20 protein-coding genes are annotated in these 18,207 nt (G+C 75.1%); 10 read left to right on the top strand and 10 right to left on the bottom strand.

The window, feature by feature from the left end:
• Positions 1-4 precede the first annotated feature (4 nt).
• Positions 5-1,219: a helix-turn-helix domain-containing protein gene (locus ABZ881_RS14295; protein ID WP_358484702.1), complete on the top strand. Its 1,215-nt coding sequence runs from the start codon at positions 5-7 to the stop codon at positions 1,217-1,219.
• Between the two features lie 9 nt (positions 1,220-1,228).
• Here the strand turns inward: ABZ881_RS14295 and ABZ881_RS14290 are convergent, their stop codons facing one another.
• Positions 1,229-1,414, bottom strand: a complete 186-nt coding sequence (locus tag ABZ881_RS14290) for a hypothetical protein (protein ID WP_344022171.1) — start codon at positions 1,412-1,414, stop codon at positions 1,229-1,231.
• A gap of 132 nt (positions 1,415-1,546) precedes the next feature.
• On the opposite strand from ABZ881_RS14290, the gene ABZ881_RS14285 reads away from it, so the two are divergent.
• Positions 1,547-1,711 (top strand): hypothetical protein, encoded by a 165-nt coding sequence (locus ABZ881_RS14285; protein ID WP_344022173.1) that lies wholly within the window; start codon positions 1,547-1,549, stop codon positions 1,709-1,711.
• Here ABZ881_RS14285 and ABZ881_RS14280 read toward each other — a convergent pair.
• The 6 genes from ABZ881_RS14280 to ABZ881_RS14255 form a co-directional block, all read right to left on the bottom strand.
• Positions 1,680-2,795 (bottom strand): MSMEG_0565 family glycosyltransferase, encoded by a 1,116-nt coding sequence (locus ABZ881_RS14280; protein ID WP_358484698.1) that lies wholly within the window; start codon positions 2,793-2,795, stop codon positions 1,680-1,682. The two genes, ABZ881_RS14285 and ABZ881_RS14280, sit on opposite strands and share 32 nt — an antisense overlap.
• On the bottom strand, positions 2,788-3,624 hold the full coding sequence (locus ABZ881_RS14275; RefSeq protein WP_358484696.1) for a carbon-nitrogen hydrolase family protein: 837 nt from the start codon (positions 3,622-3,624) through the stop codon (positions 2,788-2,790). Before ABZ881_RS14275 ends, ABZ881_RS14280 begins: the two co-directional genes overlap by 8 nt.
• 3 nt (positions 3,625-3,627) lie before the next feature.
• Complete coding sequence (locus ABZ881_RS14270) at positions 3,628-4,485, bottom strand: carbon-nitrogen hydrolase family protein (protein WP_344022179.1); 858 nt, start codon at positions 4,483-4,485, stop codon at positions 3,628-3,630.
• Entirely contained in the window at positions 4,482-5,948 is a 1,467-nt protein-coding gene (locus tag ABZ881_RS14265; protein WP_358484694.1) for an MSMEG_0567/sll0787 family protein, read from the bottom strand. Before ABZ881_RS14265 ends, ABZ881_RS14270 begins: the two co-directional genes overlap by 4 nt.
• 3 nt (positions 5,949-5,951) lie before the next feature.
• Complete coding sequence (locus ABZ881_RS14260; protein WP_358484692.1) at positions 5,952-7,100, bottom strand: MSMEG_0568 family radical SAM protein; 1,149 nt, start codon at positions 7,098-7,100, stop codon at positions 5,952-5,954.
• An 82-nt stretch (positions 7,101-7,182) separates the two neighbouring features.
• The gene (locus ABZ881_RS14255) at positions 7,183-7,701 is read right to left on the bottom strand and encodes an MSMEG_0572/Sll0783 family nitrogen starvation response protein (protein WP_344022184.1); all 519 of its coding nucleotides are present in this window, start codon (positions 7,699-7,701) and stop codon (positions 7,183-7,185) included.
• Positions 7,702-7,959: 258 nt separating this feature from the next.
• On the opposite strand from ABZ881_RS14255, the gene ABZ881_RS14250 reads away from it, so the two are divergent.
• The 4 genes from ABZ881_RS14250 (at position 7,960) to ABZ881_RS14235 (ending at position 11,369) form a co-directional block, all read left to right on the top strand.
• Entirely contained in the window at positions 7,960-9,312 is a 1,353-nt protein-coding gene (locus ABZ881_RS14250; protein ID WP_358484690.1) for an MSMEG_0569 family flavin-dependent oxidoreductase, read from the top strand.
• Positions 9,313-9,990: an SH3-like domain-containing protein gene (locus ABZ881_RS14245; protein ID WP_358484688.1), complete on the top strand. Its 678-nt coding sequence runs from the start codon at positions 9,313-9,315 to the stop codon at positions 9,988-9,990. It begins immediately after the preceding gene.
• A complete protein-coding gene (gene nthA / locus ABZ881_RS14240) occupies positions 9,987-10,586 on the top strand; it encodes a nitrile hydratase subunit alpha (RefSeq protein WP_358484686.1) in 600 nt (199 codons plus the stop codon). Before ABZ881_RS14245 ends, nthA begins: the two co-directional genes overlap by 4 nt.
• A 192-nt stretch (positions 10,587-10,778) precedes the next feature.
• Positions 10,779-11,369 (top strand): hypothetical protein, encoded by a 591-nt coding sequence (locus ABZ881_RS14235; protein ID WP_358484684.1) that lies wholly within the window; start codon positions 10,779-10,781, stop codon positions 11,367-11,369.
• Between the two features lie 59 nt (positions 11,370-11,428).
• On the opposite strand, the gene ABZ881_RS14230 is transcribed toward ABZ881_RS14235, so the two are convergent.
• Together ABZ881_RS14230 and ABZ881_RS14225 are read right to left on the bottom strand one after the other, a co-directional pair.
• Positions 11,429-11,965, bottom strand: a complete 537-nt coding sequence (locus ABZ881_RS14230) for a PaaI family thioesterase (RefSeq protein WP_358484682.1) — start codon at positions 11,963-11,965, stop codon at positions 11,429-11,431.
• Positions 11,962-12,456: a helix-turn-helix domain-containing protein gene (locus tag ABZ881_RS14225; RefSeq protein WP_358484680.1), complete on the bottom strand. Its 495-nt coding sequence runs from the start codon at positions 12,454-12,456 to the stop codon at positions 11,962-11,964. Before ABZ881_RS14225 ends, ABZ881_RS14230 begins: the two co-directional genes overlap by 4 nt.
• Positions 12,457-12,659: 203 nt before the next feature.
• Between ABZ881_RS14225 and ABZ881_RS14220 the strand changes: the two genes are divergently transcribed.
• Genes ABZ881_RS14220 through ABZ881_RS14210 form a run of 3 tightly spaced genes read left to right on the top strand, consistent with a single transcriptional unit; the run spans position 12,660 to position 16,611 of the window.
• Positions 12,660-13,778: an alcohol dehydrogenase catalytic domain-containing protein gene (locus tag ABZ881_RS14220; protein ID WP_358484677.1), complete on the top strand. Its 1,119-nt coding sequence runs from the start codon at positions 12,660-12,662 to the stop codon at positions 13,776-13,778.
• Positions 13,775-15,241, top strand: a complete 1,467-nt coding sequence (locus ABZ881_RS14215) for an NAD-dependent succinate-semialdehyde dehydrogenase (protein WP_358484676.1) — start codon at positions 13,775-13,777, stop codon at positions 15,239-15,241. The genes ABZ881_RS14220 and ABZ881_RS14215 overlap by 4 nt, the downstream gene beginning before the upstream one ends.
• A 35-nt stretch (positions 15,242-15,276) precedes the next feature.
• Positions 15,277-16,611, top strand: a complete 1,335-nt coding sequence (locus ABZ881_RS14210; protein ID WP_358484675.1) for an MFS transporter — start codon at positions 15,277-15,279, stop codon at positions 16,609-16,611.
• Here ABZ881_RS14210 and ABZ881_RS14205 read toward each other — a convergent pair.
• The gene (locus ABZ881_RS14205) at positions 16,590-17,396 is read right to left on the bottom strand and encodes an IclR family transcriptional regulator (protein ID WP_358484673.1); all 807 of its coding nucleotides are present in this window, start codon (positions 17,394-17,396) and stop codon (positions 16,590-16,592) included. The genes ABZ881_RS14210 and ABZ881_RS14205 overlap by 22 nt on opposite strands.
• A gap of 178 nt (positions 17,397-17,574) precedes the next feature.
• On the opposite strand from ABZ881_RS14205, the gene ABZ881_RS14200 reads away from it, so the two are divergent.
• Positions 17,575-18,153 carry a type 1 glutamine amidotransferase domain-containing protein gene (locus ABZ881_RS14200; protein WP_358484671.1) on the top strand — a complete coding sequence of 193 codons (579 nt, stop codon included), beginning with the start codon at positions 17,575-17,577 and terminating at the stop codon, positions 18,151-18,153.
• The last annotated feature ends 54 nt before the right edge of the window (positions 18,154-18,207 follow it).

Raw genomic sequence — 18,207 nt, 5'->3', positions numbered from 1 at the left:
GCCCGTGACACCGGTCACCGACACCCTGGCCCGGCTCGCGGGCACCGTCCGCGACGACGTCGGCGCGCTCGCCGCGCACGTCCTCACCGAGATCGACGCCGGGCTGCCCGACCTCGGCCGGGACCCGCGGTCCCGGGAGCTGCTGGTCGGCACGATCGAGGGTTCGCTGGAGGGCGCGCTGGCCGTGATCGCCGGCGGCGGCGACCCGGACGACGCGCCGGTCCCGCCGACCGCCACCGAGTTCGCCCGCCGGCTGGCCCAGCAGGGCGTCCCGGTGACCGTGGTGCTGCGCGCCTACCGGCTCGGGCAGGCCGCGTTCCAGCGGGTGCTGATCTCCCGGATCGAGGACGCCGGGCTGGGCGCCGGGGAGGTCGCGGCCGCCGTCGGGGAGCTGTCGACGGTGGCGTTCGGCTACGTCGACCGGATCTCCGAGGCGATGGTCGCGGTGCACCAGGCCGAGCGGGACGGCTGGGTGCGCCGCCGGGACGCCGCCCGCCTCGCCATGGTCGACGCCGTGCTGGCCGGGCGGGGCGGGACCGCCGCCGAGGTGGAGCGGGTGCTCGGGCACCCGGTCACCGGCGAGCACCTCGCCGCGGTCTTCTGGTCCGACGCGGCCGATCCCGGCCGGGCGCTGGAACGGGCGGTCGCGGTCGTCGGGGAGACGCTGGGCGGCGGGCGGGCGCCGCTGGTGGTCGCACCGGACGGGGCCACCCTGTGGGCGTGGTACCCGGGCCCGGTCGGTCCGGCCGACCCGGTGCCGGACCCGGGCGAGGTGTTCGTGGCGCTCGGCACCCCGGAACACGGTCTCGACGGGTTCCGCCGCTCGCACCGCCGGGCCCGGCAGGCGCAGGCGGTCGCCGCGGCCGCCGACCCGGCGGACCGCCGCCCGGTCACCCCGGCCGCCGCGCTCGGGCCGCTGGTGCTGCTCGGTGGCGACGTCGAGCTGCTGGCGTCGTGGGTGCGGGCGGTGCTGGGGGATCTCGCGATCGACGACGAGGCGCACGAGCGGCTCCGCGCCACCGTCGACGCCTACCTGCGCTCCGGCGGCAGCCTGGCCGGCGCGGCCGCGGAGCTGCACCTGCACCGCAACTCCGTGCAGTACCGGCTGCGGCGGGCCGAGGAGGTGCGGGGGCGGCCGCTCGCCGAGGGCCGGACGGACGTCGAGGTGGCGCTGCTGGCCTGCCGGTTCCTGGGCCGGGTGGTGTTGCGGGAGGGGTGAGGAGCCCGCTCAGAGCTCCCCGGCGAGCAGGTCGTCGTCGCTGATCAGGCAGTCCACCGGCAGGGTGAGGACGACGGCGGGCCCGCGCCGTGGATCGGGCGCGGCGCAGTGCGGGCAGTGCACCCCCGGGAGGTCGTCGCGGCGGATCGCCCGGCACAGCGGGACGACGGTGGCGGACGGCGTCGGCTCGGACATCGGGCGGCACCTCCGGAACGCGGCTCGTGTTACGTGCACGTTACCGGAAAGGTGTGGTCCGGCTCACGTCTGAGTCGCGGGGGCCCCGGCCCGGGCGGCGATCATGCACCACAACCCGTAGCGTTGTCCGGTATGTGGAAGATCGTCGGATTTCTCGTCGCCGTGTACCTGGTGTTCGCCGTGCTCGGCGTGATCATCGAGGGTCTGGTGTGGCTGACCGTCCTGGCCGGGGTGGCGTTCCTCGGGACGGTGGCCTACGGCGCGATCAAGGGGCGCTCGGACAAGCAGATCCGGTAGCGGCGAACTCCCGGTACAGCCGGACGTGCCGGTCGGCCGCCGCCGTCCAGGAGTGGCGGGCGGCGAGCTCCCGGCCGGCGCGTTCCCGGACCGGGTCCGGCCCGGCGACGGCCGCGGCGAGCCCGGCCGCGAAGCCGGCCGGATCGGCGGCGAACCGGGCGGCCGGGCCGAACACCTCGCGCAGCACCGGCAGGTCGCGGGTCACCAGCGGCACCCCGGCGGCGAGCGCCTCCATCGCGGCGAGGCCGAACCCCTCCTTGACCGACGGGAACGCGAACGCGGCGGCGCCCGCCATCAGGCCGGGCAGGTCGTCGTCGTCGACCGGGCCGAGGATCTCCGGGGTCACACCCAGCTCGGCGGCCCGCGCGAGCACCGACGCCCGGTAGTCGCGGTAGTCGAACAGCGTCTCGCCGCCGCCGACGACCAGCCGCAGCCCGGGCAGCCGGGCCATCGCCTCGACCAGGTCGGCGGTGCCCTTGCGCGGCTCGATCCCGCCGACCGAGAGCACGTAGCGGCCGAACCGCTCCCGCCACGGACCGCCGTCGGCGCGGGCGAAGCGGGCCGCGTCGACGCCGTTGCCGATCACCGTGGCGTCCCGGCCCCAGCCGTCCCGGACCTCCGCGGCGACCGCCCGGGACACGCACACCAGCGCGGCCGGGGAGGCGATCGCGCGCTCGTGGCAGGCGACCAGCTCGGGGGTGCTGAACTCGTCGACGTGGTGCACGGTCCGCAGCAGCGTCCGGTAGCCGTGCGCGCGGCCCTCGGCGTTGGCGGACAGGCAGTCCTGCGCGTGCCGGATGCCGGCGCCGGGTGCCCGGCCGAGCGCGTCGGCGAGCAGGTCGATCGAGCGCAGGATGCGGGCGCCGACCGGCTCGCCGTCGAGATCGGGCACCGGGACCAGATGCACCCGCACCCGGGGGTCCACCGGCCGGAAGAAGCCGGTGTCGCCGCCGCGGGCCAGCGAGTACACGGCCACGTCGTGCCCGGCGGCGGCCAGCGCCTCGGCCAGCGCCAGGGTGTGCACCACCCCGCCGCGCGGCTTCGTCGAGTACGTCGAGAGCCGGATCCGCAGCCGGTCAGCCACGGTAGAGGTCCGGCCGGCGTTCCTTGAGGTGGTGCAGCACCGCCCGGGCCGCGCCGATCATGCCGTCCGGGTCGACGTCGGCGACCGCCAGGCCGCCCTTCGACCACGTCCTGGCCAGGATCTCGCCGCCCGGCCCGACCACCTTCGCCCGGCCCAGGAAGTGCAGCGAGCCGTTGCGCCCGCTCTGGTTCGCCGACAGCAGCAGCACCTGGTTCTCCGCGGCCCGCGCCTGGTCGTAGAGGTCGAACAGCCGGGCCTGCCGGTCCTGCGCCATCCGCGGGGCCCGGTTGGTCAGCGACGTCGGCCACGCGGACAGGCAGGCGACCAGCTCGGCCCCGTCCAGGGCCAGCGAGCGGGCCGACTCCGGGAACGTCTTGTCGTGGTCGATCAGCATGCCCATCCGGCCCGCCGGGGTGTCGAACGCGGTGAACCCGTCGCCGGGGGTGAACAGCGCGGCGACGCCCGCCGGATGGTGCACCTTGCGGTGCCGGCCGAGCACGCCGTCGCCGGACAGGCAGACGGCCGCGTTGTAGCGCTCGCCGTCCGGTCCGGCCTCGCAGAACCCGAGGCACACCACCATGTCCCCGGCCAGCTCCACGACCGCGCGGACCTCTGGGCCGTCCGGGTCGAGCGCGGGCGGCAGCGCGGTGCCGTCGGCCCGGGCCGGATCGGGCACGCGCAGGTCGTCCAGGTAGCCGCCGAGCGCCCCGTCCGGCAGCGCCAGCACCGAGACGCCCGCCTCCCGCGCGTGCGCGACGATCACCCCGATGCGTTCGAGATCGAACGCGACGTCCCGGGTGAAGTTCGCCGCGGCCGCGGCGACCCGCACCGCTCACACCCCCGCGGCGACGGGCCGGGGGCCGTAGGCGTCCGGCCGGCGGTCGCGCAGGTGGCTCATGTAGCGGCGGGCGGCGTCGACGGCCGCGTCGACGTCGACCGACGCCACGGCCAGCCCGGCCTCCGGCCCGGTGGTGGCGAGGATCTCGCCGCCCGGGTCGACGACCTTCGCCGCGCCGACGAGCTGCATGTCGCCGAACGTACCGGCCTGGTTCGCCGAGACCCAGACGATCTGGTTCTCCAGGGCGCGGGCCCGGTCGTGCAGGTCGAACCGGCGCGCCCAGCGGTCCTCGGCGAGCACCGGCGCCCGGTCGGTGCGCGACGCCGGCCAGGCCGACATGCACACGACGGTCCGGGCCCCGTCCACGGCCAGCGCCCGGGCCGCCTCCGGGAACGCCTTGTCGTAGCAGATCATCATGCCGATCCGGCCGACCGGTGTGTCGAACGCGGCGAACCGGTCACCGGCCGCGTACGAGGCGTTCTCGTTCAGCGGCTGGTGCACCTTGCGGTGCCTGCCCAGCACGCCGTCGCCGGTGACGGCGACGCAGCTGTTGTACGGCAGCCCGCCGGACCCGGCGTCCCCGGCCTCGCAGTACCCGGCGGTGACGACCATGTCCCCGGCGAGCGCGGCGAGCCGCCGGATCTCCGGCCCGTCCGGGTCCAGCCGGGGCGGGCCGTCGGCGACGTCGCCGTGCAACGACGACAGGTAGCCGCCGAGCGCGGCCTCCGGCAGCGCGAGCAGCTGCACACCCCGCGACCGCGCCTCCGCGACGGTCGCGGCGACCCGGACGAAGTCCTCCTCCAGGTCGCGCACGAAGCCCTGGGCGGCGGCGGCGAACGTCGTCGCGGTCACCGGGCCACCCCCGCCGGGCCCATCCCGGTGACCGGGCCGGGTGCGGCGTCGGTCAGCTCGCCGTCCGACCAGCGCAGCCGGACCCCGGCGCCGTCGACCAGCTCGCCGCAGACGGCGGACACGGCCGGACCGGCCTGCGGCGCCGGGGCGCCCGGGGCGTCCGCGGTGAGCAGGCCGAACCCGGGGAAGCAGGTGAACCAGTCGCCGACGCTCGCGCCGTCCGGGCGCGGCACCGCGGCGACGTCGAGCAGCGCGCCGGTGCCGGACGCCTCGGCGAGCATGCCGAGGGTCCCGGCGATGCCGGCCATCGAGACGTCCTTCGCGGCGGCCGGGCGGTGTGCCGCAGCGGGGCCGATCGCCCCGACCATCGCGGACAGCTCGGCGCGGGACCGGGTCGTCGTCGAGTCCCACTGCCGACCGCCGTAGCCGGTCCGCCAGCCGCCGCCGAGATCGGTGGTCAGCCGGACCCGGTGCCCGGGGCGTCCGCCGCCGCCGGGGACCGGATGCGCGGTGCGGCCGAGCGCGGTCAGCGACAGCGCGGCGGGCACGTCGAGCTGGGTGTGCCCGCCGAGCAGCGGGACGCCGTAGGCGTCGGCGGCGGCCCGCACCCCGGACAGCACCCGGTGCGCGAACGACGCGTCCCGGGCGCCGAGCGCGTCGAGCAGTCCGATCGGGGTGGCGCCCATCGCGGCGAGATCGTTGACGTTGACCAGCACGCCGGCCCAGCCCGCCCACTCCGGGTCGCGCTCGACCATCGCCGGGACGATCGCGTCGCAGCAGGCGACCAGGTCGGTGCCGGGCACCGGGGCGCCGTCGTCGCCGACGAACCCGGCCGGGCCGAGCGCGCCGAGCAGCGCCCCGAGCGGGGCCTTGGTCGCGGTCGCGAGCGCCCGGACCCGGTTGATCGGCCAGCGCATCCGCAGGTGTGCGACGCCGGCGACCTCGGTGTGCCGCACCTGCTCCCAGCCGAGCCGGGTGAACAGGGCGGCGTTGCGGGTCTGCACGTCGGCGTCGAACCGCAGCGCGCCCGCGGTCTCGGCGCGGGCGCAGGCGGCGCGGACCAGCGCGGCGCCCACCCGGGCGCCGGCCCGGCTCCGCGCACCCGGCGCGACGACCAGCCGGCTGCCGGTCCACCAGCCGATGTCCGGGCCGTCCGGGGCGGCCGGCCCGAGCCGGACACCGCCGAGCAGCTCGCCGGCGCCGTCGTGGGCGAGCAGGACGACCGCCCGCGGATCGGCGTCGTGGTCGTCGAGATCGGCGGCGGCCGAGTCGGCGAACAGGCCCTGCTCGCGGCAGAACACCGCGCGCCGCAGCCGCCGGTACTCCGCGACCAGCCGGTCGTCGCCGTCGGTCGCGCGCGCCTCGGTGACGTGCAGGTCGGCGGTGCCGGCCCGGCTCGCCGGGCGGCCGCCGAGCAGCTCGTCGGCGATCCAGCGGGAGGTGCGGGTGAGGTGGGTGTCCACGGTTCAGCCCCCCGCCGCGGACAGCGCGCTGCACGCCCCGCAGGCGGCGCAGCCCGCGGCCTGGTCGGAGCCGCGCATCCCGGAGCCGCGCAGCTCGGCGGCGACCCGGGCGGTGACGTCGGCGAGCAGCGCCGGATCGGGACCGGGCACGCCGTCGTCGAACGCCAGGGTGCCGGGGATCGGACGGTAGGGGACGACGAACGGGTACACCCCGCCGGCGATCAGGCCGGCCGCACCGGCGACCAGCTCGTCCGGGTCCTCGCCGAGCCCGACGATCAGGTAGGTGGAGACGGTGTTCGGGCCGAACACCCGCACCGCCTCGTCCCAGGCCAGCCGGTACTGCGCCAGCGGGACCGTCGCCTTGCCGGGCATCCAGCGCCGCCGCACCTCGTCGTCGAGGGACTCGACGTGGATCCCGATCGCGTCCGCGCCGGCCTCGTGCAGCTCGGTGAGCACGGCGAGATCGTCGGGTGCCGGTGGCTCGCACTGCACCTGCACCGGGAGCCCGGGCACCGCCGCCTTGATCGCGCGCACGCAGCGCACCAGGTGCCGGGCGCCGCGGTCGCGGCCGTTGGAGGTGCCGGTGGTGAGCACCATCTGCCGGACCCCGTCGAGCCGGACGGCGGCCTCGGCGACCTCGGCGAGCTGCTCCGGGGTCTTCACGGCGGTGGTGGCGCCGGTGCGCAGCGACTGCTCGATCGCGCAGAACCGGCAGCGGTCGGCCTCGCCGTAGCGCACGCAGGTCTGGACGACGGTGGAGGCGAGCACGTCGTTGCCGTGCAGCCGGGCGATCTGCTCGTAGGAGACGCCGTCGGCGGTCCGCAGGTCGTAGAACGCGGGCCGGTCGACGGTCTCGACGGCGACGCCCATGTCGGTGATCCCGCCCCCGGGATCGTTGCGGACGAGCCTGCCGCCGCGCAGCCGGAACGGCGAGTCCGCGACGATCGGGACGGTGGTCTTCAGGCCGTCGACGAGCACGTGCCCGTCGGCCGACGGGCCGGCGCCGCCGGGGCGGCGCAGCGGGATCGACGACCCGAGATCGGTGACGCGCCCGGCGGGTGCCGGGTCGGGATCGATCGCGACCCCGCGGACGGCCATCTCGGCGCGGGCCTGCAGGCCGAGATCGGTGTCGTGGGACGACGGAGCGGACATGCGGCGGACCTCCAGGGGCGGGCGGTGTGCGCTCGGGAGCGGTTGTCGCGGCCGATCCGGCCGCGACAACCACCCGCGATCCTCAGAGCTGGTAGGTCGAGTTGATGATCGCGCCCTTGCGGGCGTAGTGGATGAGCGCGTCCTGGACGTCGAGCGGGTGGGTCGGGATGACGCCCTCGATGAGGTCCTCCTCGCGGGCGCCGTGCAGCGAGAGCCCGAACCGGCAGCAGTAGACCTTGCCGCCCTCCCCGAGGAACGTCTTCAGCTGGTCGTTGATGTTGTGCTCGCCGGGGAACGCGGACGTGCCGGTGGTCGGGAACCCGCGGGTCGCCAGGCAGTTCAGCGAGCCCGGCCCGTAGAAGTACATGGCGGACTCGAATCCCTTGCGCAGCGCGCGGGTCGCCTGCAGCACGGCCACGAAGCTCACCGACGACTCGTGCGCGATGCCGTGCACCAGGGTGAAGTAGGTCTCGCCGTCCTCGGCCTGCAGGTCGGGGAAGACCTTGGTGCCGCCGTAGATGCTGGAACCCTCGGGCAGCGAGGGGTGCGGGATCTCCTCGAGGCTCTTCTTCTCGACGTCGGACAGCTCGGCGCTGGTCATGTTCTCGGCTCCTCGATGATGTGACGGGTTTTCCGTACGGTTCGCGGGAACGCCGGGAGTAGCGATTCCGGCTCCGGCACCGACAACGACACCAGTGCCGAGTTTCGGAAATGTTGTCGGCGGACTACGTCGGCAATTCCGGATCGGCGATGTGTGACGGTCGCGTTGCGTAACACCGGGAAATATTCCGGTAGTCCGGCCGACACGATTCCGCAATAGAACGGGTCGACCGTGGTGTCCCGGCAGGAGTGCGACGACGTGAGCGAGGGAGTGCCGATGACCGCGGTGGTGCACAGGGACGCGCGACCGGCGCCGGTGTCCGATCTGGACGGTGAGCACCGGCCGGTGGTGGTCGTCGGCGGCGGTCAGGCCGGGCTGGCGATGAGCCGCTGCCTGGGCGTGCGCGGCATCGACCATCTCGTGCTGGAGCGCGACGTCGTCGCCTCCTCCTGGAAGCGGTACCGCTGGGACACGTTCTGCCTGGTCACCCCGAACTGGCAGTGCGACCTGCCGGACTTCCCGTACGCCGGCGACGACCCGCACGGGTTCATGGTGCGCGAGGAGATCATCGGCTACCTGGAGGCGTACCGGGAGTTCGTCGATCCGCCGCTGCGCGAGGGCGTCACGGTCACCCGGCTGACCCGCGACGAGCGCGGCACCTTCACCCTGGAGACGACCGCCGGGACCTGCACCGCCGACCAGGTCGTCGTCGCCACCGGCGGCTACCACACGCCGGTCGTCCCGTCGCTGACCGAGCCGCTGCCGCCGGGCATCACCCAGGTGCAGTCCCAGGACTACCGCAGCGGCGCGCAGCTGCCGCCCGGCGAGGTGCTCGTCGTCGGATCGGGGCAGTCCGGCGCGCAGATCGCCGAGGACCTGCACCTGGAGGGCAGGCGGGTGCACCTGGCGGTCGGCAGCGCGCCGCGGGTGGCCCGCTTCCACCGAGGCCGGGACGTCACCGACTGGCTCGACGAGATGGGCTACTACCGGATGCCGGTCACCGAGCACCCGCGCCGGGAGGCCGTCCGCGCCCAGGCGAACCACTACGTCACCGGCCGCGACGGCGGCCGCGACATCGACCTGCGCCGGTTCGCCGCCGAGGGGATGCGGCTCTACGGCTCGCTCGCCGACCACGCCGGCGGCGCGCTGCGCTTCCGGCCGGACCTGGCGGCCGCGCTGGACCATGCCGACGAGGTCTGCGAGTCCATCAAGGACACCATCGACGCGCACATCGAGCGGAACGGCATCGACGCGCCGCCGGGGGAGCGCTACACCCCGGTCTGGCGCCCGGAGCGGGAGCCCACCGAGCTGGCACTGGACGGCAGCGGGATCACCTCGGTGGTCTGGTGCGTCGGGTTCCGGCAGGACTTCGGCTGGATCGACGTACCGGTGTTCACCGGCCGCGGGACGCCAGTGCACACCCGCGGCGCCACCTCCGTGCCCGGGCTGTTCTTCCTCGGCCTGCCCTGGCAGTGGACCTGGGGCTCGGGCCGGTTCTCCGGCGTCGGGCAGGACGCCGGGTACCTCGCCGAGCGGATCCGCTCGCAGCGCGGACTGGTCACGACCGGCGGCCGCGGGGACGTCTGCAACGTGCTGGCGCTGGGGTCCTGAGTGGACCCGTCCGATCTCGGCGGGCGGCCCGGCCTCGGTCCGGTGCTGCCGCCGTCGCGGGTGGAGCCGGAGCCGCCGTTCGGCCGGCCCTGGGAGGGCCGGGCGTTCGCCTTGACCGTGCTCACGATGGGCCGGATCTCCGGGCGCAACCTCGATGCGTTCCGGTTCGCGCTGTCCCGGCTGGACCGGGCGGCCTACTTCGACGACGGCTACTACGGCCGCTGGCTCAACGCCGCCGAGCTGATGCTCACCGACTCGGCGCTGCTGGCCCCCGGCGCGGTGGACGCGCGGGCCCGCCGTCGGCGCGGCGAGGACGTCACCGAGCCACCGGTGCCGGAACCGGCGCGGCCGGACTACGCGCCGACCGGGCCCGGATCGCTGCGCACGCTGGACCGCCCGCCCCGGTTCGGCCCGGGTGACCCGGTCCGGGTGCTGACCCGGCGGCCCTGCGCCGGGACCGGGCCGTTCAAGGTGCCCGGTTACCTGCGCGGCCGGGCCGGGACGGTGGTCGCGGTGCGGCCGCCGCACGTGCTCCCGGACGCGCACGCCGTGTTCGCCGGGGAGCACCCGCAGCACGTGTACACCGTCGGGTTCACCTCCGCCGAGCTGTGGGGGCCCGAGGCCGAGGACGCGACCGTGCACGCCGACCTGTTCGAGATCCACCTGGAGCCCCGATGACCGACGACCGGATCCCGCCCGCGCTGCGCACCGAGGCCCTCGAGGAGCTGCTCGTCGAGCGCGGGCTGGTCGATCCGGCGGTGATGGACGGGTTCGTCCGGACCTACGAGAACGACGTCGGCCCGCTCAACGGCGCCCGGGTCGTCGCCCGCGCCTGGACCGATCCGGAGTTCCGGGGGTGGCTGCTGCGCGACGGCACCGCCGCGATCGCCTCGCTCGGATTCACCGGCCCGCAGGGCGAGCACATGGTGGTGCTGGAACAGACCGAGCAGGTGCACCACGTCGTGGTCTGCACGCTGTGCTCCTGTTACCCGTGGCCGGTGCTCGGCCTGCCGCCGAGCTGGTACAAGGACCCGGCCTACCGGGCCCGGGTGGTCCGCGAGCCGCGCACGGTGCTCGCCGAGATGGGGCTCGACGTCCCCGCCGGACGGCGGATCGAGGTGTGGGACTCCTCGGCGGAGGTCCGGTACCTGACGCTGCCGCGGCGCCCGGCGGGCACCGTGGACCTGATCGAGGACGAGCTGGCGGCGCTGGTCACCCGGGACGCCATGGTCGGGGTCGCCGAGATCGGCCCGGTCGGCCCGGCCGCATCGTGACCGGCCGGGACGGCCGCACCGGGACCGGGACCACCGGGGCCGGGACCACACTGGACACTAGCGGTCCGGCCGCGCACGGTGGCAAAGCCTCATCCCCGACCGGGTGCACGAATCACCCCTGCGGTGTCACCGCCGGGTAACCGTTTGCCTTCCGTACCGCCGAAGCCCCCGGGAGCGGCTAACGTGCAGGCCATGGGTGGATCCGGGTCGCTGGTCCTGAGGACCGTGGCCTGGTGCGCGGGCGTGCTGCTGGCCGGTGCCGGACTGCTCACCGCGCTCGTCGTCGGGGTCGGCGCTCTGGTCGGTCCGGAGGAGGCGCACTCCGACGACCGCCCGGACACCGCGCTGCAGGAGGTCACCCGGCTCGCCGCGGACGACCCCGGTGCGGCGCTGCGCGCGTGCACCCCCGCCCGCGGTACCGACTTCGACGCCCTCGCCGCCGCGCTGTCGCCCGGTGCCGTGCCGGGGGAGCAGCGCTTCACCGTGACCGAGGGGCCGCTGCTGTTCCTGTCCGCCCCGGTGGACGGCGACGATCTCGTCGAGCGCGACGGCGATCGGGCCGTGTGGGTCTACGGCGGGCAGGGGTTCGCCGCCGTCACCGACGACGCCCGCAGCCTCTCGCCGGACCTGCCCGGTCCGGCGTTCTACGGGGTGGACGCCGAGGCGTCCGGCGTGGTCCGGGTCGCCACCTGCGTCGAGGCCGCGCTGCGGGCCGAGGCCGGCGGGGTCGCGGCCGAGCAGGGACCGGCCCTGCCGGTCGGCGGTGGCACGGACGGTCGCTGAGCTGCGGGGTCGCTGAGCTGCGGGGTCGCCGAACTGCGGGGTCGCCGAACTGCGGCCGGTCAGCCGCCGGGCAGGATCATGCAGCTCGACGTGGCCTCGCCCAGCAGCTTCCCGCCGGCGTCGGTCAGCTCGGCCCTGGCGAGCGCCGTCCGCCGCCCGGCGTGCACGACGTGTCCGGTGCAGGTCACGGTGCCGGTGTCGACGGTGATCCGGCGCAGGAAGCGCACCGACAGGTCCAGGCTGGTGTAGCCGGTCCCGGCGGGCAGCGTGGAGTGCACCGCGCAGCCGCACGCCGAGTCGAGCAGGGTGGCGTAGACGCCGCCGTGCACCGAGCCGATCGGGTTGTACTGGTGCTCGGCCGGCTCGAACTCGAAGACCACCCGGCCCGGCTCCGCGGACACCGGACGGAACCCGACCAGACTGCCGATCGGGGCGCCGGGCAGCCGGCCGTCGGCGATCCGGCGCAGGAACTCCAGGCCGTCGAGCTCGGTGGCGGCGGCGGCCAGCGCCGCCGGGTCGGACCACTCGTGCTCGCGCCGCCGGGTGGCGCCGGCTGCGGCGTCGGTGACAGGGCCGGCTGAGGTGTCGGCGGTCATGGTTCCTCCAGGTCGGGTGCGGGGGAGCCCGGCGTGGCGCCGGGGCCGGGTTCGAGCAGCACGCGATCGCCCGCGCCGAGCCGGTGGCCGTCGGCGCAGACGCCGACCAGCCGCACCGGGGCGCCGCAGCCGGCGTGCCTGCGCACCACCGGCGGCCCCTCCGGGCCGGCCAGGTGTCGGTCGCCGAAGTCCATCATCGCGGCGAGCACGACGCCGAGATCCCGGCCGCGCCGGGTCAGGTGGTACTCCGGGCGGGTCCGCGAACCGGGCTCGCGGTACTCCGACCGCTCGACGATCCCCGAGCCGACCAGTGTGGACAGTCGCCGGCTGAGGACGGTGCGGGCGATGCCGAGGCCGCGGGCCAGGTCGTCGAACCGGTGGATGCCACGCCCCAGGTCCCGCACGATCAGCACCGCCCACGGGTCGGACAGCAACGCCATCGTGCGCGCCACCGAGCAGGCCGGGCCCGCGACGGTCTGCAACGTGTCCATCCCCGACTCCTGGGTATCGGTGAGCTACTCAGCTGGAGAGTAGCCCGCGCCACGGTCGTCCGGGAAGGGGATGTGACCCGGCGCGGCCTTTTCAGCATGCTGAATTCCGCCTTGTTACCGCACAGCGCCGCGACCTGTACTGGCGCCCGACGCGCCCTCGGCGACCCGAGCGGCGCGGCCCGGCGAAGGGAACAGGAACGATGATGATCCGAGGCGCTGTCCTGACGAGTCACGGCCGGGAGGGGCCGTACGCGCGGTCCCGGCCCATCGCCGTCACCGGGCTGACCCTCGAACCCCCCGGACCGACCGAGCTGCTGGTGCGGATCGAGGCGGCGGGGATCTGTCACTCCGATCTCTCGGTCGTCAACGGCGCCCGGGAGCGGCCGCTGCCGATGCTGCTCGGGCACGAGGCCGCCGGCCGGGTGGTCGAGCGCGGTGCCGAGGTCGGCGACGTCGGCATCGGCGAACGCGTCGTCATGACCTTCCTGCCGCGCTGCGGCGACTGCGCGCAGTGCGCCACCGACGGCAGGCTCCCGTGTGCCCCGGGCAGCGCGGCGAACACCGAGGGCCGGTTGCTCGGCGGTCGCCGGCTGCACCGGGACGGCGCCGAGGTGCACCACCACCTCGGGGTGTCCGCCTTCGCGACGCACGCCGTGGTGGACCGTCGTTCGGTGGTGCCGGTCGATCCGGACGTCCCGCCGGACGTCGCGGCCGTCCTCGGTTGCGCCGTGCTCACCGGCGGCGGCGCCGTGCTGAACGCCGCGCGCCCGAACCCGGGTGACGTCGTCGCCGTCGTCGGGCTCGGCGGGGTCGGCATGGCCGCTCTGCTCACCGCCCTCTCGCTCGGGTGCACGGTGATCGGGATCGACGCGCTCCCGGCCAAGCTCGACCGGGCCCGCGAGCTGGGCGCGAAGGAGGTGTACACGCCCGAGCAGGCGCTGGAGAGCGGGGTGCGGGCGTCGGCCGTCATCGAGGCGGCCGGGCACCCACGGGCCTTCGAGACGGCGGTCCGGATCACCGCCGCGGGCGGCTCGACCACCACGGTCGGCCTGCCCGCCCCGTCGGCCCGCTCGACGATCGCCCCGCTCGGGCTGACCACCGAGGCACGGATCATCCAGGGCAGCTACCTCGGATCGGCCGTCCCCGCGCGGGACGTCCCCCGGTTCGTCCGGATGTGGCGCGACGGCCGACTGCCGGTCGGCGAGCTGATCTCGTCCCGGACGAGCCTGGACCGGATCAACGAGGCGATGGACGAGCTCGCCGCCGGGCGCGCCGTCCGCCAGATCATCATGTTCGACCCCGAAGGAGAGCAGACCCCGTGAACGCCCGTGAGACGACCCTGCTGGAGGCCCTCCCGACCGGGCTGTACATCGACGGGAAGTGGGTGGACGGCGCGGACGGGACCTTCGACGTGCACGACCCCGCGACCGGCGAGCTCCTCGCCCGGGTCGCCGACGCGTCCGCGCAGGACGGGCTGCGGGCGCTCGACGCGGCGGCGGCGGCGCAGCGGTCGTGGGCGCGCACGCCGCCGCGGGAACGCGGCGAGGTGCTGCGCCGGACCTGGCAGCTCCTCGAGGACCGGGCGGAGGACTTCGCCCTGCTGATGACGCTCGAGATGGGCAAGCCGATCGCCGAGTCGCGGGCCGAGGTGGCCTACGGCGGCGAGTTCCTGCGCTGGTTCGCCGAGGAGGCGGTGCGCATCTCCGGCCGCTACGGCTCCGCACCGGAGGGCCGTGGTCTGATGACGGTCTCCCAGCGCCCGGTCGGCCCCTGCTACCTGGTGACCCCGTGGAACTTCCCGCTGGCGATGGCCACCCGCAAGGTCGCGCCCGCGGTCGCCGCGGGCTGCACCGCGGTCGTCAAGCCCGCGGAGCTGACCCCGCTGACGACCCTCGCCCTGATCGGCCTGCTCACCGACGCGGGTCTGCCGCCCGGTGTGGTCAACGTGGTCACGACGACCCGGCCGGAGCCGCTCTCCGACGCCCTGCTCTCCGACCGCAGGTTGCGCAAGCTCAGCTTCACCGGATCGACCCGGGTCGGGGTCTCGCTGCTCCGCAAGGCGGCCGGGAACGTCCTGCGGACCTCGATGGAGCTGGGCGGGAACGCCCCGTTCGTCGTGTTCGAGGACGCGGACCTCGATCGCGCGGTCGACGGCGCCGTGCTCGCGAAGTTCCGCAACGTCGGGCAGGCGTGCACGGCGGCCAACCGGTTCCTGGTGCACCGCTCCGTCGCGGACGAGTTCGTCGCCCGGCTCACCGACCGGGTCGCCGCGCTGACGGTCGGCCGGGGCACCGAGGACGGTGTCGAGATCGGGCCGCTGGTCAGCGCCCGCGCCGTCGAGGGGTCGGCGCGGCTGGTCGGCGACGCGGTGTCCCGCGGTGCGGTGGTCCGGACCGGCGGGCGGGCGCCGGCCGGTCCGGGCCACTACTTCGAACCCACCCTGCTCGACGGGGTGACCGCGGAGATGGCGGTGTCGGCCGAGGAGATCTTCGCGCCGATCGTCGGCGTCCAGCGGTTCGACACCGAGGACGAGGCCGTCGCACTGGCGAACGCCACCGACTTCGGCCTGGTCGGCTACGTCTTCACCCGGGACGCGCAGCGTGGTGCCCGAATGATGGAACTGATCGAGACCGGGATGCTCGGACTCAATGTGGGCGCGGTGTCGAACGCGGCCGCACCGTTCGGTGGGGTCAAGCAGTCCGGGCTCGGCCGCGAGGGCGGCGCTGAGGGCATCGGCGAGTACTTGGAGACCACCTACACCCTCACGCCGTCCCCGTTCGGCTGAGCAGCCACCACCATCCGGATCACCCAGGAGCAACCGTGACCAGCACAGCTCACGCACCCGGTCGGTCGGGGCGCAGACACACCCTGCTCTCGAGCGTCGTCGGCGCCGTCGTCGAGTGGTACGAGTACACGATCTACGCAACCTCGGCGGCGCTGGTGTTCGCACCGCTGTTCTTCCCCAGCGACAATCCGGCCGCATCGCAGATCGCGGCGTTCGCCTCGTTCGGTGTCGGCTTCGTGGCACGCCCGATCGGAGCCTGGGTGGCCGGGCACTACGGCGACCGGATCGGCCGCAAGGCGACCCTGCTCGCCACCTTCACGGTCATGACGGCGGCCACCGCGGCGATCGGGCTGCTCCCGGACTACGGCGCGATCGGCCTGATGGCGCCGGTCCTGCTGTGCCTGCTGCGGCTGCTGCAGGGCTTCGCCGTCGGCGGCGAGTGGGGCGGCGCCGCCATCGTCGCGGCCGAGAGCGCCCGATCGGACCGGCGGGGCTTCGCCGCGTCCTGGCCACAGATCGGAGTGTCCAGCGGGCTGCTGCTGGGCACGCTCGCGGTCGCCGGCTCGCAGCTGATCTCGGGCGACGAGTTCATGACCTGGGGCTGGCGGCTGCCGTTCCTGCTGAGCATCCCGCTGGCCGCTGTCGGCCTCTACATCCGGCTGCGGGCGACCGAGAGCCAGGCGTTCCTGCGGGCCCGCGACGCCGGCGCAACCGCGCCGGAGCGGGCCCCGATCGTCGAGGTCGTCCGCTCGCACCGGCGCGCGCTGGCGATCGCGGTGGCCGTGGGATTCGGCCACTCCGGCACCTACTACCTGTTCACCGTGTTCATCATCGCCTACGTGGCCGGGACCCTCGGGGTTCCGGCCGGCACCGGGCTGCTCGCGGTGATCGTCGGGTCGTCGCTCAACATCCTGCTCATGCCGGTGGCCGGGCTGGCGTCGGACCGCTTCGGGCGCCGGTGGGTGCTGGGTGCGGGCGCCGCGCTCCTGGTGGTGTCGATCTGGCCGATCCTGCTGCTCGTCGGGACCGGCCGGACCTGGGCGATCGTGCTCGGTATCGCCTTCTACCTGGGTGCGGTGCACACGCTGCTCTACGGGCCGCTGCCCGCGCTGTTCACCGAGCTGTTCCCGACCCGGGTCCGCTACACCGGCATCTCGGTGGCCTACCAGTTCAACGCGGTGCTGCTGTCCGGGTTCGGACCGGCCCTGTTCTCGGTGCTGGTCGCCTGGTCCGGGTCGGTCTGGCCGCTCGCGCTGTTCGGGATGCTGATGGGGATCATGACGATCGTCGGCGTGGCCTCGACCAGGGAGACCCGCGGGACCGACCTCGACGACGTCGGGGCCCGGCGTCAGGCGGTCACCGCCTCGTAGCAGTCGGGGAGCCGGGTCGCGCCCAGCGTCCGGGACAGCACGGCGGCCGAGCAGACGACCGAACGACGCAGACCGTGCCGCAGCGCCGCCGACATCCGGGGGGCCGGGACCGAGATCCCGATGGCCCCGACGACGGCGCCGGTGTGGTCGAAGATCGCGGCGCTGACGCACTGCAGCGCCTCGATGCACTCCGCGTCGCTCTCGCTGTAGCCGAGCCGGCGGACCTCGTCGAGGTCGCCGACCAGCTCGGACACCGTTCGCCGGGTGGTGGACGTGAAGACCTGGAGCCCGCCGCCGGGTGGGTACAGGGCGGCGACGTCCGGCCGCCACGCCAGCACCGCCTTGCCGACGGCGGAGGCGTGTGCGGCGACCCGGCGCCCGAGCGCGGTGACCGAGGGCGGCGGCCGGGAACTGCTGAACCGGGCGATGTAGACGACGTCGGTGCCGGTCAGCACGCCGAGGTGGACGGTCTCGTCGAACTGGCGGGCGATCCGCAGGCCCTCGCCCCGGAACGACTCGACGAGCTCGTTCCCGTCGGAGTAGGCCTGGCCCAGCCGCAGCATCCCGACGCCGAGCGAGTAGCGCTTGCGGCTGCTCAGCCGGACCGCCTCGGCCTCGCGCAGGCTGCCGAGGATGGTCAGCAGCGAGCTCGCCGGGAGCCCGGTCCGACCGGCGAGCTCGCTGAGCGTGAGGCCGGACGGCTCGGTCGACAGCTCGGACAGCACGGCGAAGGCCCGGCCGACCGCGGGCGACCGGTAGGCGCGGGCCTCTCCGGCCCGGCTCATCGCGACACCCGTCGCGCGGGGGGTCGGATCGCTCGCTCGTCTGGCACCGGTGCTCCTGGGACGGGGGCCACCCGCGTTGCGTCGCGGCCGGCCCCGATCGTACCCGCGGGGGTGGGTTGGGCGGACGCGCAGCGGGAAGCCGGGGAGGGCACACCCACCGACCGAGGAGGAGAACACCGTGACGAACGAACTCGACGGCCGGACGGTCGCGATCCTGGCCACCGACGGCGTGGAGCTGGTCGAGCTCGTGCAGCCCCGCGACGAGCTGCGCCGGGCCGGGGCCCGGGTGGACGTCGTGTCGCTGTCTACGGACCCGATCCAGTCCATGAACGCCGACATCAACCCGGCCGAGAAGGTCGACGTCGACCGGGCCGTCGCGGACGTGTCCGCCGACCACTACGACGCGCTGGTGCTGCCCGGCGGCACGGTCAACCCGGACAACCTGCGCGCCGACCCGGCCGCGGTCGCGTTCGTGCAGGCGTTCTTCGTCGCCGGCAAGCCGGTCGGCGCGATCTGCCACGGCCCGTGGACGCTGATCGAGGCCGACGTCGTCCGCGGCCGGACGCTCACCTCGTACCCGAGCATCCGGACCGACCTGCGCAACGCCGGCGCCACCGTCGTCGACGAGCAGGTGGTCTGCGACGAGGGCCTGGTCACCAGCCGCAACCCGGACGATCTCGACGCGTTCTGCGCGAAGCTGATCGAGGAGTTCGAGGAGGGGCGCCACCCGGTGCACCCGGCCGGCGCCACCGCCTGATCCCGCGCGCGCCGACGGGCCCGGATCCCCGTGGGGCCCGGACCCCCGTGTGGG

Origin of the sequence: Pseudonocardia sp. NPDC046786, assembly GCF_040645415.1 — a bacterium.
Taxonomy (GTDB): Bacteria; Actinomycetota; Actinomycetes; order Mycobacteriales; family Pseudonocardiaceae; genus Pseudonocardia; species Pseudonocardia kongjuensis.
Note: the sequence above shows the minus strand (reverse complement) of the source record. Positions and strands in the feature narration are given on the sequence as shown.

Bases quoted from the DNA above. Each gene is read 5' to 3' on its own strand.
- ABZ881_RS14260 (WP_358484692.1), bottom strand. From the start codon at position 7,100: ATGTCCGCTCCGTCGTCCCACGACACCGATCTCGGCCTGCAGGCCCGC.
- ABZ881_RS14255 (WP_344022184.1), bottom strand. From the start codon at position 7,701: ATGACCAGCGCCGAGCTGTCCGACGTCGAGAAGAAGAGCCTCGAGGAG.
- nthA (WP_358484686.1), top strand. From the start codon at position 9,987: ATGACCGACGACCGGATCCCGCCCGCGCTGCGCACCGAGGCCCTCGAG.
- ABZ881_RS14285 (WP_344022173.1), top strand. From the start codon at position 1,547: ATGTGGAAGATCGTCGGATTTCTCGTCGCCGTGTACCTGGTGTTCGCC.
- ABZ881_RS14235 (WP_358484684.1), top strand. From the start codon at position 10,779: ATGGGTGGATCCGGGTCGCTGGTCCTGAGGACCGTGGCCTGGTGCGCG.
- ABZ881_RS14220 (WP_358484677.1), top strand. From the start codon at position 12,660: ATGATCCGAGGCGCTGTCCTGACGAGTCACGGCCGGGAGGGGCCGTAC.
- ABZ881_RS14230 (WP_358484682.1), bottom strand. From the start codon at position 11,965: ATGACCGCCGACACCTCAGCCGGCCCTGTCACCGACGCCGCAGCCGGC.
- ABZ881_RS14225 (WP_358484680.1), bottom strand. From the start codon at position 12,456: ATGGACACGTTGCAGACCGTCGCGGGCCCGGCCTGCTCGGTGGCGCGC.
- ABZ881_RS14290 (WP_344022171.1), bottom strand. From the start codon at position 1,414: ATGTCCGAGCCGACGCCGTCCGCCACCGTCGTCCCGCTGTGCCGGGCG.
- ABZ881_RS14205 (WP_358484673.1), bottom strand. From the start codon at position 17,396: ATGAGCCGGGCCGGAGAGGCCCGCGCCTACCGGTCGCCCGCGGTCGGC.